At 70.1% G+C, this 12776-nt stretch carries 16 protein-coding genes; 14 read left to right on the plus strand and 2 right to left on the minus strand.

Annotated elements, in window-relative coordinates; genetic code table 11:
* The first annotated feature begins 99 nt into the window (after positions 1 to 99).
* The 5 genes from J2X41_RS24560 (at position 100) to ruvB (ending at position 4347) form a co-directional block, all read left to right on the plus strand.
* Positions 100 to 789, plus strand: coding sequence for an MgtC/SapB family protein (locus J2X41_RS24560; protein WP_310087100.1), 690 nt, complete (start codon positions 100 to 102; stop codon positions 787 to 789).
* A 93-nt stretch (positions 790 to 882) separates the two neighbouring features.
* A complete protein-coding gene (locus J2X41_RS24565) occupies positions 883 to 1818 on the plus strand; it encodes a nucleoside hydrolase (RefSeq protein ID WP_310087101.1) in 936 nt (311 codons plus the stop codon).
* Between the two features lie 234 nt (positions 1819 to 2052).
* On the plus strand, positions 2053 to 2574 hold the full coding sequence (gene ruvC / locus J2X41_RS24570) for a crossover junction endodeoxyribonuclease RuvC (protein ID WP_310087121.1): 522 nt from the start codon (positions 2053 to 2055) through the stop codon (positions 2572 to 2574).
* Positions 2571 to 3182 (plus strand): Holliday junction branch migration protein RuvA, encoded by a 612-nt coding sequence (ruvA, locus tag J2X41_RS24575; RefSeq protein WP_310087103.1) that lies wholly within the window; start codon positions 2571 to 2573, stop codon positions 3180 to 3182. The genes ruvC and ruvA overlap by 4 nt, the downstream gene beginning before the upstream one ends.
* Before the next feature lie 118 nt (positions 3183 to 3300).
* Positions 3301 to 4347, plus strand: coding sequence for a Holliday junction branch migration DNA helicase RuvB (gene ruvB, locus J2X41_RS24580; RefSeq protein WP_057186352.1), 1047 nt, complete (start codon positions 3301 to 3303; stop codon positions 4345 to 4347).
* 1 nt (position 4348) lies between these two features.
* Here ruvB and J2X41_RS24585 read toward each other — a convergent pair whose 3' ends face one another.
* Together J2X41_RS24585 and J2X41_RS24590 are read right to left on the minus strand one after the other, a co-directional pair.
* Entirely contained in the window at positions 4349 to 4621 is a 273-nt protein-coding gene (locus tag J2X41_RS24585) for a type II toxin-antitoxin system RelE/ParE family toxin (RefSeq protein WP_310087106.1), read from the minus strand.
* A gap of 4 nt (positions 4622 to 4625) precedes the next feature.
* The gene (locus J2X41_RS24590) at positions 4626 to 4802 is read right to left on the minus strand and encodes a CopG family transcriptional regulator (RefSeq protein ID WP_310087109.1); all 177 of its coding nucleotides are present in this window, start codon (positions 4800 to 4802) and stop codon (positions 4626 to 4628) included.
* Between the two features lie 61 nt (positions 4803 to 4863).
* On the opposite strand from J2X41_RS24590, the gene J2X41_RS24595 reads away from it, so the two are divergent.
* The 9 genes from J2X41_RS24595 (at position 4864) to ybgF (ending at position 12621) form a co-directional block, all read left to right on the plus strand.
* Complete coding sequence (locus J2X41_RS24595) at positions 4864 to 5304, plus strand: YbgC/FadM family acyl-CoA thioesterase (protein WP_310087112.1); 441 nt, start codon at positions 4864 to 4866, stop codon at positions 5302 to 5304.
* Between the two features lie 526 nt (positions 5305 to 5830).
* The gene (locus J2X41_RS24600) at positions 5831 to 6127 is read left to right on the plus strand and encodes an alpha/beta fold hydrolase (RefSeq protein WP_310087114.1); all 297 of its coding nucleotides are present in this window, start codon (positions 5831 to 5833) and stop codon (positions 6125 to 6127) included.
* 10 nt (positions 6128 to 6137) lie between these two features.
* Positions 6138 to 6677, plus strand: a complete 540-nt coding sequence (locus J2X41_RS24605) for an alpha/beta hydrolase (protein WP_310087115.1) — start codon at positions 6138 to 6140, stop codon at positions 6675 to 6677.
* A 359-nt stretch (positions 6678 to 7036) separates the two neighbouring features.
* Positions 7037 to 7735, plus strand: coding sequence for a protein TolQ (gene tolQ, locus J2X41_RS24610; RefSeq protein WP_310087116.1), 699 nt, complete (start codon positions 7037 to 7039; stop codon positions 7733 to 7735).
* Positions 7736 to 7739: 4 nt separating this feature from the next.
* Entirely contained in the window at positions 7740 to 8258 is a 519-nt protein-coding gene (locus J2X41_RS24615; RefSeq protein WP_310087117.1) for a biopolymer transporter ExbD, read from the plus strand.
* Positions 8259 to 8270: 12 nt separating this feature from the next.
* Positions 8271 to 9092, plus strand: a complete 822-nt coding sequence (locus tag J2X41_RS24620) for an energy transducer TonB (protein ID WP_310087118.1) — start codon at positions 8271 to 8273, stop codon at positions 9090 to 9092.
* Between the two features lie 14 nt (positions 9093 to 9106).
* Complete coding sequence (gene tolB / locus J2X41_RS24625; protein WP_404979983.1) at positions 9107 to 10432, plus strand: Tol-Pal system beta propeller repeat protein TolB; 1326 nt, start codon at positions 9107 to 9109, stop codon at positions 10430 to 10432.
* A gap of 533 nt (positions 10433 to 10965) precedes the next feature.
* Positions 10966 to 11538, plus strand: a complete 573-nt coding sequence (pal, locus tag J2X41_RS24630) for a peptidoglycan-associated lipoprotein Pal (RefSeq protein ID WP_310087125.1) — start codon at positions 10966 to 10968, stop codon at positions 11536 to 11538.
* A gap of 234 nt (positions 11539 to 11772) precedes the next feature.
* Entirely contained in the window at positions 11773 to 12621 is an 849-nt protein-coding gene (gene ybgF, locus J2X41_RS24635) for a tol-pal system protein YbgF (protein WP_310087119.1), read from the plus strand.
* Positions 12622 to 12776: the final 155 nt, after the last annotated feature.

The raw sequence follows: 12776 nt of genomic DNA on the forward strand, positions 1-12776 counted from the left end.
TACGCCGAGATAGCTCCTCCCCCTCTGGGGGAGGTGGCCCGAAGGGCCGGAGGGGGCCCGGCGCGGGAGCTTCTCGCCCCCTTCACCCGTTCCCTCCGCATGGACGCCCCTCTCCAACTGGCCCTGCCCATCCTCGGCGCCCTGGCGGCCGGCGGGGCGATCGGGTTCGAGCGGGAGTATCGGGCCCGGCCGGCGGGTCTGCGCACCCACATGCTGGTGGCCCTGGCCTCGGCCCTGCTGATGCTGGGGGCCGTGCACCAGATCACCTGGCTGCAGGGCGCGCCCAACGAGGTGGTGCGCATCGACCCGGTCCGCATGGCCCACGGCATCCTGACCGGCGTCGGCTTCCTGTGCGGCGGGGTGATCTTCCAGCAGGGCGCCTCGGTGCACGGCCTGACGACGGCGGCCTCGCTGTGGATCACCTCGGCGATCGGCACCCTGTTCGGGGTGGGGCTGTACGAGCTGGCGGTCGGCGGCACGGTGCTGTCGCTGGTGGTGCTGAGCGCCGCCCGCTGGCTGGACCGCCACATGCCGCAGAAGAACTTCGCCGAGATCGTCGTGCGCTCGCGCCGCGAGGCGGTGATCGACGGGGCCGAGCTGCGGCGCATGCTGGAGGCCTTCGACCTGCAAGGCGCCCGGGTCTGCCAGGAACTGGTCCAGGGCGGGGCGGTGTTCGAGCTGTCGGGACCGTTCTCGGGCCGGGGCGTGTTGCGCCTGGACGAGCTGTCGGCGGTCCTGCGCGCCGACCCGCGCGTGCTGGAGTTCGCCATCCGGCCGCGCAAGGACTGACGGTCGCCGGTCATCCCCGATCCTCGCCGTATATGAGCCGCGCGACGCCACGCCGTCTTCTCGCGACAGCCCCTCTCGCGCTATGCTGTCGCCATGCCGCTGCGCCTGCACATCGACACCGACTGCGGCGTGGACGACGCCCTGGCCCTGGCCATGCTGGCGCGTTCGCGCGACGCGGTGGAGATCGTCTCGGTCTCGGCGGTGTTCGGCAACACCTATGTCGACCAGGCCGCCGCCAACGCCCGCGGGGTGCTGCGCCTGGCCGGCTGTCCGGCCGAGGTCTATATCGGCGCCGGCTCGGGGGTGGCCAAGCGGCGGGTCGAGCGGATGCGCCCGGCCCACGGCGTCGACGGCCTGAACGGCGCGGGCTTCTCCCAGCGCTGGAAGCTGCCCGAGCTGGATCGCGGCCAGGGCGGCAGCCTGCTGGCCTTTCGCGCCCGCGCCAAGGTGGCCGGTCTGTTCCTGGGGCCGCTGACCAACCTGGCCCAGGGGCTGCTGGAGGACGCCGGCGCCTTCCGCGGCTGGGGGCCGACGATCATGGCCGGGGCCTTCTCCGTCGAGGGCAAGGCGGCCGGCGGGGCCGACTTCAACAGCTGGAGCGACGCCGAGGCCCTGGCCCGGGTGCTGGAGCGCGGGGTCATGCCGCGGCTGGTGCCACTGGACGTCAGCGCCCAGGTCACCCTGACCGCCCGGGCCATGGCCGAAGGCTCGGCCGCCTGCGGCACGCCGCTGTCGGCGCGGCTGAACAAGGCGATGGGACCGTACATGGCCTTCCATCGGCGGGTCTGGGGCGTGGAGGACGGCTGCCACCCGCACGACGCGGTGGTCGCCGCCAGCGTCGTGGCCCCGGAGCTGTTCGTCTTCGAGCCCGCCCGCCTGCGGGTGCTGACCGACGGCGAGCACCTGGGCCGCCTGGAGCGGATCGATGGGGAGCCCAACGCCGAGCTCTGCGTCGGCCTCGACGCCCCGGCCGTCGAGGCCCTGCTGCTGACCCGGCTGTTCTGCGCCCCGGCGCTGAGTTTGGCCTGAGCCTCCACCCGTTGTCATCCCGGAAAGCGCGCAGCGCTTGTCCGGGACCCAGGACAACCGCACCGCATCAGCCCAGTCCCCTGGGTCCCGGACAGCCTCTGCGAGGCTTCCGGGATGACAACCGTTGGGGACATCCTGCGCTCGGGACGTCTAAATTTAAGCTTTCGTTAGGCAAGTCGCGTGTTTTGCTGGACCGCGTCCCGCGCCTTTTCTTCGGGCGGAATCCGGGCGATGGTGCGAGAACACATGATGAACGCGAATCGCATTCCGATCCGGATCCTGGGGCTCGACCCCGGCCTGCGCCGCACCGGCTGGGGCGTGCTCAGCGTCGAGGGCTCGCGCATGAGCCATGTCGCCCACGGGGTGATCGCCCCCGACGAGAAGGCCGACTTCGCCAGTCGCCTGCTGCATCTGTTCGAGGGCATCTGCGCGGTGATCGAGGAACACAGGCCCGACGAGGCGGCGGTCGAGGAGGTGTTCCTCAACACCAACGCCCAGTCGACCCTGAAGCTGGGCCACGCCCGCGCCGCCGCCCTGATCGCCCCCGCCCGCGCCGGCCTGCTGGTGGCCGAATATTCAACCCGCCTGGTCAAGAAGGCGGTGGTCGGCACCGGGGCGGCCGACAAGGCCCAGATCGGCTTCATGATCGCCCGCGTGCTGCCGACCGCCGGCAAGACCACGGCCGACTGCGCCGACGCCCTGGCCGTCGCCATCACCCACGCCAACCTGCGCGTCGCCAACCGGAGGGTGGCATGATCGGGCGCTTACGTGGGGCCGTGGCCGAGGTCGGCGAGGAAGAGGCGCTGATCGACGTGATGGGCGTCGGCTATGTCGTGCGCTGCGGCTCGCGCACCCTGCAACGCCTGCCGGCCCTGGGCGAGGAGGCCCTGCTGCACATCGAGAGCCAGTGGAGCGAGAGCGCCGGCCTGCGGCTGTACGGCTTCGGGACGCGCGAGGACCGCAAGGCCTTCGTGCTGCTGCAGGCCATCCAGGGCGTGGGCCCCAAGGCGGCCATGGCGGTGCTGGACGTGCTGTCGCCGGCCGAACTGGCCTCGGCGGTGGCGCGCGAGGACAAGGCGGCGGTTGGCCGCGCCTCGGGCGTCGGGCCCAAGCTGGCCCTGCGGATCGTCACCGAGCTGAAGGACAAGCCGATCACCGACGGGCCGGTGCTGATGACCGCGCCGTCGACGCCGTCGGCCCCCGCCAAGCCAGCCCCGACCGGCGACGCCGTCGCGGCGCTGATGGGCCTGGGCGTGGCCGAGGTCAACGCGCGGCGAGTGGTCGAGGCGGCGGCGTCGAAGCTGGGTGAGGAGGCCACGGTGCAGGCGCTGATCAAGGCGGGTTTGCAGGAGCTGGGGCGGTGAGCGTTCGTCACACTCCCCCCACCGGCCCTTCGGGCCGCCTCCCCCACGGGGGGAGGGTTTGCGCGCCTAAATCCTCCCCCTGTGGGGGAGGTGTCGGCGCAGCCGACGGAGGGGGGATATGACCCGCATCATCTCCGGCGAGCCCCAACACGGCGAGACCATCCCCACCGCGTCCGACCGCGCCATGCGTCCCCAGACCCTGGCCGAGTTCGTCGGCCAGGAGCAGGCCAAGGGCAATCTCCGCATCTTCATCGAGGCGGCCAAGGGCCGGGGCGAAGCCCTGGACCACGTGCTGCTGTTCGGCCCGCCGGGCCTGGGCAAGACCACCCTGGCCCAGATCGTCGCCCGCGAACTGGGCGTCAACTTCCGCGCCACCTCCGGCCCCGTGCTGAACAAGGCCGGCGACCTGGCCGCGATCCTGACCAACCTGGAAGCCAACGACGTCCTGTTCATCGACGAGATCCACCGCCTGCCCTCGACCGTGGAGGAGATCCTCTATCCGGCCATGGAGGACCATGTGCTGGACCTGGTGATCGGCGAGGGGCCCTCGGCGCGCTCGATCCGCATCGACCTGGCCCCCTTCACCCTGGTGGCGGCCACCACCCGGGCCGGCATGCTGGCCACGCCGCTGCGCGACCGCTTCGGCATCCCGATCCGCCTGGAGTTCTACACCCCGGCCGAGCTGCGCCACGTGCTGCTGCACGCCGCCCGCAAGATGGGCGCGCCGCTGTCGGACGACGGGGCGGACGAGATAGCCAAGCGAGCCCGGGGCACGCCGCGCGTCGCCGGCCGCCTGCTGCGCCGGGTCCGCGACTTCGCCGCGGCCGACGGCGCGACCGTCATCGACCGCAAGGCGGCGGGCATGGCCCTGGCCAGACTTGAGGTCGACGAGAGCGGGCTCGACAGCCTGGACCGCCGCTACCTGCGGGCCATGATCGACAACTACGGCGGCGGGCCGGTCGGCGTGGAAACCATCGCCTACGCCATCGCCGAGGCCCGCGATGCGGTCGAGGACGTGATCGAGCCCTATCTGATGCAGCAGGGCTTCATCCAGCGCACCCCGCGCGGCCGGATGGCCTGCGGCAAGGCCTATCTGCACCTGGGTCTGACCGAGCCGGTCTCGGCGCCGAAGATCGTGCAGGGCGGGCTGTTCGGGGAAGACTAGCTCAGTCCGGACGCTGCGCGCCGTGGCGGATGCGCAGGATCACCACGGCCTCGTCCGAGAACCGGTAGCGGATTAGGTACGGATGGATCGTGGCCAGTTCGCGCAGGCCCCGCGAGGCGGCTCGGCCGCGTTCGGGATGCTCGACCAGGCTGTTGGCCGCCGTCTGCAAACGCTGGGCCAAGCGCGCGGCGGCCGGCGCGTTGAAGCCGGCGACATAGGTGAAGATGCTGTCGAGATTGGCTATGGCTTCCGCTGTCCAGATGACCCGACGCAATCCCTCAGTCGCCCGCCTTGGGCGGCGAGGTCGGCGCGCCGTTCGCCCAGGAAGCCAGCCAACGGCTGACCGCCTCGTGACTGATCACGCGGCCCGCCGTGACATCGGCCTCGGCGCGCGCGTCGGCGGCGGCTTCCCCTTCGTCGTCGATCTCATCGAACAGGGACGGCTCGATTTTCATGGGACGAACATAGCACTACAAGGGCGAGAGCCCAATACGCCGCGCCCGACCGGAGCCCAGGATGATCGAACCCACCGCCGGCGTCTTCGACGGCCGCGAGCACCAGCTGCCGGTGCGGATCTATTACGAGGACACCGACTTTTCCGGCATCGTCTACCACGCCAACTACCTGCGCTATTTCGAGCGGGGGCGAAGCGATTTCTTTCGCAGGATCGGCATCTCGCACACCGCCTTGCACGCGGCCGACACCGCCTTCGCGATCATCCGCATGGAGCTGGACTTCAGGCGCTCGGCCCGGATCGACGACGCCCTGCTGGTGCGCACCACCTATGATCGGGTCAAGGGCCCGCGCCTGTATGTCAGCCAGAAGATCACCCGCGGCGACCAGGTGATCGTCCAGGCGGCCGGCGAGGCGGTCTGCATCACCCTGGACGGTCGCCCCCGCAAGCCGACGGCGGAGATGCTGGGCCAACTGGCGCCGTGGCTAGAGGCGACGCCCTAGATTTCGCCGACGCCCGCTGCATCCGGCGCTCAAGGTCTGCTGATCGACCGCGGATTGTCCACCGTCCGCCGCAACGCCAAGGGCGGCGCGGGTTTGGCTGGCAAGGCCGATCGACAGAGTGGACTAGGCCCTTGGGACGGCGTCGGTCTGGTCCTTGATCTTGGGCAGGCTCGACCTAGGCATAGGTGTTGCGGGGAGGCGGCGGCCGTTATCGTCCAGGGAACAACCTGGAAAGGCCCCGCGGCGATGGCGCCCCTTGCCGGCAAGAGCGCCGATCATCGACGCAAGCGGCGGTGTCAGGTCGTGACCCCTTGAACGGGCTCGACCCGACTTGCCGGTGCGTGGTCCGCCGGAGGACCGCAGGCCATCCCGGACAAGACACCGACGTGAGGAAGCGGCGCCGTACAAAGCGGCTCGCCGGAGGAGACGAGCTTGCCCAATCGCCTTTTGACGACGTTCCCGTTCGCCTGCGTGGCGGCTGCCTTGCTGGCGGCGTCCACACCCGCCCAGGCGCAGGAGCCGCCCTATGCGGCCGAATTTTCGCACCCAGGAAATCGAAGCGAACGGCGCGACGATCCATGTGCGCATCGGCGGCGGCGGACCGGCGGTCGTCCTGATCCACGGCTTTGGCGAAAGTGGAGACATGTGGGCTCCGCTAGCGGCGAGCCTGGCCCGAAACCATACCGTCATCGTGCCGGATCTTCGCGGCATGGGTCGATCGTCGAAGCCGGCGGACGGTTTCTCCAAGATGAACCAGGCCGCCGACATCGCGGCGCTGATGGACGCACTGAAGGTCGCGCGAATCCGACGTCGTCGCGCATGACATCGGCAACATGGTCGCTTTCGCCTTCGCGGAAAGATATCCGGACCGGGTGACCAAGCTCGTCGTGATCGATGCGCCGATCCCCGGGATTGGCGCCTGGGACGAGATCGCGAGGAGTCCGGCGACCTGGCATTTCCGTTTTGGCGGCCCGGACGTCGAGCGGCTCGTCAAGGGGCGCGAGCGGATCTATCTCGATCGCTTCTGGAACGAGTTTTCGGCGGACCCGGCGCGCTTCACGGAGCGGTCGCGCGGCCACTATGCCGCGCTCTACGCGCGCCCCGGCGCGATGCACGCCGCGTTCGAGCAGTATCGCGCCTTCGACCAGGATGCGGCCGACAATCGGGCGTGGGCGGCCGCGCACGGAAAACTGGCGACGCCTGTGCTGGCGTTGGGCGCCGAAAAGGGTCTCGGCGCGCAAATGGCCGACATCATGCGCGCCGCGGCTTCCGATGTGACCCCCGGGCTGATCCCGAACTCCGGCCACTGGGTGATGCAGGAAAATCCCACCGCAACCGTTCGACTCGTCCAGGCCTTCGTCGACAAGCCCTGAGCCGCCCTTGAGGACCCCGGATGCAGCCGCCAAAGAGGCAGGCGTCGGGAGGGTGACGGGATCCAGGTTGGAAGCGCCTGGGACGCTTCCTGGGTTTCCCTGGGGCCGCTCCGCAGCGCGTTCAGCGGTGTTGACGGGAAGATCGGCTTCGGAACGAGCCCGTCCGGGCATGCCGTGTTGGACGTGCAGCGAGGGAGACGGGGTGAAGCCCGGCGCGGCGGCCCGCAAAAAACCGGGCCGTCCGCCTATCGTCATAGTTTCACCATTGCCCCGCTTCATGTCAGTAAGGCGCAACGGAACCCCGGGAGGTGCGCTATTCACCTTCCACGATACTGACGCCCCAACGGAGCTGACCCCGCATGGACGCCGCCGCAGGCCCCCAGAGCTTTTCCTTCATTTCGCTGTTCCTGCAGGCCGATTGGGTGGTCAAGGCGGTGATGATCGGCCTGATCCTGGCTTCGCTGGGCTCGTGGGCGGTGATCATCGACAAGCTGTTCCGCTTCGCCGGCCTGAACGGGGCCGCCAACCGATTCGAGGACCAGGTCGGCTCGGGCCAGGGGCTGGAGGAGGTGGCCGCCCAGGCCGGGAGCAATCCGCGCCATCCCCTGCCGCGCATGCTGCAGGCGGCGCTGAAGGAATGGCGCGAGGCCAAGGCCAAGGGGCCGATCGGCGAGGCCCAGGCCGCCTTCCTGATCCAGCGCATCGACCGGATGATGGACACCCTGATCGCCCGCGAGACCGGCAAGGCCGAGGAGGGCCTGGGCAGCCTGGCCATCGTCGCCACCGCCAGCCCGTTCATCGGCCTGTTCGGCACGGTCTGGGGCATCATGCACGCCTTCCAGAACATCGCCCTGTCGAAGAACACCTCGCTGGCCGTGGTCGCCCCGTCGATCGCCGAGGCGCTGTTCGCCACCGCCATCGGCCTGATCGCCGCCATCCCGGCCTATATCGCCTACAACAAGTTCTCGACCGATGCGGGCAAGTACGCCGGCCGGCTGGAGAACTTCGCCGACGACCTGTCGACGGCCATCCAGCGCCGTCTGAGCGAGCGGGTCTGACCCCATGGCCATGTCCGCCAACGACGCCTTCGCCACCGGCGGCCGTCGCGGTCGCCGCCGCGGCCGACGGGGCAAGGGCGCCCTGTCCGAGATCAACGTCACCCCGCTGGTCGACGTGATGCTGGTGCTGCTGATCATCTTCATGATCAGCGCCCCGCTGCTGACCGCCGGCGTGCCGCTGGAGCTGCCCAAGACCGAGGCCGCCGCCCTGCAGAACCAGCAGGAGCCGATCACGGTGTCGATCAAGGCCGACGGCGCGGTGTTCATCGGCGAGGGCGAGGTGCCCTTCAACGAGCTGGCCCCGCGCATCTCGTCGATCGCCGGCGACGGCTACGACAAGCCGATCTTCGTGCGCGCCGACGGCAAGGCCAACTACGCCACGGTCGCCCAGGTGATGGCGGCGCTGTCGAACGCCGGCTTCGCCAAGATCAACCTGCTGACCGACACCGGCGGCCCGTCCTCGGGCGCCGCGGCCAAGACCCCGGGCGCTTCCGACGCGGGCGCCCTGCGTCCGGCGCAGTGAGGTGGTCGCCCGGTGACGCCTAGGGACGACAAGACCAACTTCTCCCCGGCCCTGGTCGGGTCGATCGGCCTCCACGTCCTGGTGGTGGTCGCGATCCTGATCGGGCCGTGGAAGCCGTCCAAGCCGGTGATCATCGGCGAGAGCGTGCCGGTGACCATCGTCACCGAGGGCCCCACCAACGTGCGGCCGGCGATCGAGGACGTGCAGGACCAGACGGCCCAGACCGAGGAACCGACGCCCGAGGCCACGCCGCAGCCGCCGGCCCCGGTGCCAGCACCGGTGCCGACGCCCGCCCCGGCCCCGCCGAAGACCGCGCCCGCGCCGACCCCGACGCCCAAGCCGCCGACCCCCAAGCCGCCGCCGCCCAAGCCGGCCAAGCCCGAACCCGACTTCTTCGCCTCGCTGGAAAAGACCCTGGCCAAGACGCCCAAGGCGACCGGCAAGCCGACGGCCAACGCCGCCAAGGGCCCGACCCGTCCGGAGACCGCCACCCAGGCCCGTCCCGGCGCCGGGGCGATGACCGGCCTGCAGGCCGCGGCGATCAACGGCATGAAGGACGAGATCCAGCGCCGCTGGAACCCCAATTGCGAGGTCGAGGGCGGCGCGGCCGTGCAGGTCAAGGTCAGCTTCAAGCTGGCCACCGGCGGGCGCATCGTCGGCCAGGTGACGGCCGCCGACGCCGAACGCTCGCCCGACCCGGTGGTCAAGGCCGCCGCCGACCGGGCGATCCGCGCGGTCTACCAGTCGGCGCCGTTCGAGGGCCTGCCGCCCGACTATTACGGCCAGCAACTCAATTTGAACTTCAAGGCGCGCGACGCTTGCGCGGCGCGATAGGGAGGATGCCCAGCATGAACCTCAAGTCCGTCTTCACGGGTCTGCCCGCCGCCTTGGCCAGCGCCGCCGTCCTGGCCCTGTCCATGGCCGTCTTCGCGCCAACCGCGGCCCGCGCCCAGATCGAGGTCGACATCGACAAGGGCGCGGTCAAGCCGCTGCCGGTGGCCATCCCCGCCTTCTCGGGCGGCGGGCGCGGGGCCGACATCTCGCAGGTCATCAGCGGCAACCTGGAGCGCTCGGGCCTGTTCCAGCCGCTGAACGTCAGCAACGTCGCCGACAAGCTGACCGACGTGAACGTCCAGCCGCGCTTCCCCGACTGGCAGGCCACCGGGGCCCAGGCCCTGATCAACGGCCAGGTCACGGTCGGCGCCGACGGCACCCTGCGCGTCGACTTCCGCCTGTGGGACACCTTCAGCCAGCAGCAGCTGCTGGGCCTGCAGTTCACCTCGACCGCCGAGAACTGGCGGCGCGTGGCCCACAAGATCAGCGACGCGGTCTATGAGCGGCTGACCGGCGAAAAGGGCTATTTCGACACCCGCGTGGTGTTCGTCGCCGAGAGCGGCTCCAAGCTGGCCCGGGTCAAGAAGCTGGCGATCATGGACCAGGACGGCGCCAACCCGCAGTACCTGACCGACGGCTCCTACATCGTCATGACCCCGCGCTTCTCCTCGACCAGCCAGGAGATCACCTACATGGCGCTGCGGCCGACGGGGTCGAGCATCTACCTGACCAACCTGGAGACGGCCCGCACCGAGACCATCGGCAAGTTCCCGGGCATGGTCTTCGCCCCGCGCTTCTCGCCGGACGGCAGCAAGGTGGCCTTCTCGGTCGAGAAGGGCGGCAATTCCGACATCTACGTGATGGACCTGCGCAGCCGCTCGTCGACGCGGATCACCACCGACCCGGCCATCGACACCTCGCCGTCGTTCTCGCCGGACGGCAGCAAGATCGTGTTCAATTCCGACCGCGGCGGCCAGGCCCAGATCTACATCATGAACGTCGACGGCAGTGGCGTGCGCCGCATCTCGTACGGCGGCGGCCGCTACACCACCCCGGTGTGGAGCCCGCGCGGCGACTTCATCGCCTTCACCAAGCAGACCGGCGGCGAGTTCCACATCGGCGTGATGCGGGCAGACGGCGGCGACGAGCGCCTGCTGACCACCAGCTACCTGGACGAAGGCCCCACCTGGGCGCCCAACGGCCGGGTGCTGATGTTCTCGCGCGAGAGCTCCAACGGCAATTCGCGGCTGTGGACGGTGGACATCACCGGCCGGATCCTGCGCCCCGCCGCCTATCAGGGCGCCGCGTCGGACCCCGCCTGGTCGCCGCTGCTGGATTGATCACCTGACCATGCGCAAGGCCGTTTTCATGCTGAGCTATGGGGTGATGTGCGCCACGCCCCTATACCCCTTTGTGGCCGTGGCTCTAGCCTCTCGCGGAGCGCCAGCGTGGATTGCGCTGGCGCCGATCCCGTTGCTCTTCATCCCGGCGACGCTGTACCTGATCTCCAGGCGGTGTCGGGCCTGCCGCGCGACGCTCTACACCGTTGAGCATTTGAGGCGCGCGCCCGGCGGCTTGGGGCGGTTTCCATTGCCCATTTTCCGAACTTGCCCGGAGTGCGGTCACGCTCTGGGCAATATCTGAGGGGCCCGGGGAACGACGAGCAGAGCGTTTTGGGCCATCCATCCACACGCTTTTGAGGCAACCTCTGCCATGGCGGCGCGTTGCCTCATCGTCGTTCATCCGGCGTTCACGCGGCGGATGAAACCAGGTGGTCGTGCGACATTCTGACGCCATTGTGAGGTGCAAGGTACGATTTGGCGCGGCGCCGCGAAGGCCACACGCGCTAGAACTACGAACCTTGGCCGTGGACTTGAGGAGAAACTGGATGAGCTTCGACACCCAACGGGTCGCTAGACTGGCGATGATCGGTCTGGCGGCCGCCTCGCTCGCCGCCTGTGCTTCGCGGCCGAAGCCCGCGGGTCCCGCGGCGCCGACGCCGGAAGCCTCGCAACCCACGCCTCCCCCGTACCAGGCGCCGGCCACGCCGGAGTCGCCGGTCAACCAGGGCCCGCTGCCGGGCACGGTGCAGGACTTCGTGATCAACATCGGCGAACGGGTCTATTTCGACACCGACAGCTACGACATCCGCAGCGACGCCCAGCCGACCCTGTCGGCCCAGGCCCAGTGGCTGAACCGCTATCCGGCGGTGAAGGTGCGCATCGAGGGCAACGCCGACGAACGCGGCACCCGCGAGTACAACCTGGCCCTGGGCGCCCGCCGCGCCAACGCCGTTCGCGAGTTCCTGACCGGCCAGGGCGTCTCGGCCTCGCGCATCGAGACCCTGTCCTACGGCAAGGAACGCCCGATCGACCCGGGCACCAACGAGGACGCCTGGGCCAAGAACCGCAACGCCCGCACCGCCATCACCGACGGCGCGCGGTAGTTGATCTTCCCCTTCCCTCGCTGGGGAGGGGTTCTCTTCCCGTTGTCATCCCGGAAGCCTCGCAGAGGCTGTCCGGGATCCAGGTGAGCGGCCGATGCGGTGCAGCCGCCCTGGGTCCCGGACAGCGCTCCGCGCTTCCGGGATGACAACGTTTTTACGCGCCGTCGGGGCGATCCTCGCAACGCTCTGGCCTTTGGCCGCACTTTTGTCCGCAACCGGGGCATAATCGCCGACATGAAGCTGAAAGCCGCTCTGCTCGCCGCCGTTCTGGCGCTCACCACGGTCCCGGCCATGGCCCAGACCCCCATGCCCGACCCGCTGGACGACCGCTCGGCCAAGCGGCTGGACAAGATGGAGAAGGTGGTCCGCGAACTGCGGGCGATCGTCTTCCAGGGCCGCGACACCGGCAAGCCGGTCGTCGTCCAGGCGGCCGAGACCGACGCCCAGATCGCGGCGATGTCCGAGCGGATGCGCGACCTGGAACAGACCCTGACCAAGCTGAACGGCCAGAACGAGGGCCTGACCCACGACCTGGACGAGGCGCGCCGCGCCAACGACGCCGAGAAGGCCCGGGCCGACGCGCTGGACCAGCGCCTGGCCGCCCTGGAAAAGCGCATCGCCGACCAGGAGGCCGCCGCCGCGGCCGCCGCCGTCGCCGCCGCTCCCGTGGCCGCCGCCCCGGCCCCGGCCTCGACCGATCCCGCCGCCGCCTTCAAGTCGGCCCGCCAGATGCTGCTGGACGGCGACTATGCGGGGGCCGAGCAGGCCTTTGCCGGCTATGTCGAGGCCTTCCCCGACAGCGCCAAGGCCCCGGAGGCCCGCTACTGGCTGGGCGAGACCCAGTTCGTGCGCGAGGCCTATGGCGACGCCGCCGGCAATTATCTGGGCGCCGTGCGCGGCTGGCCGCAGACCAGCTGGGCGCCCGACGCGGTGCTGAAGCTGTCGCGCTCGCTGGTGGCCCTGAAGAAGCCCGCCGACGCCTGCAAGACCCTGGACGAGCTGACCCGGCGCTACCCCAAGGCCCCGTCCGCGATCGCCTCCAAGGCCGCGACGACCCGGGTCCAGGCCAAGTGCGGGGCCTAGGGCGGAAAGCCCCCTCAGTCGCTACGCGACAGCTCCCCCAGAGGGGGAGCATCTAGCGCGTGTCCTGCCCGGATAGAGAGGTGACGGACCAGCCCGGATAGATGGGTAACAGTTCTCGCGGTTTTGGCGGGAGGCTGTGCGATGCCGTGGTCGGA

The sequence above is a fragment of the Caulobacter sp. BE254 genome (assembly GCF_031457295.1).
Lineage (GTDB): Bacteria > Pseudomonadota > Alphaproteobacteria > Caulobacterales > Caulobacteraceae > Caulobacter.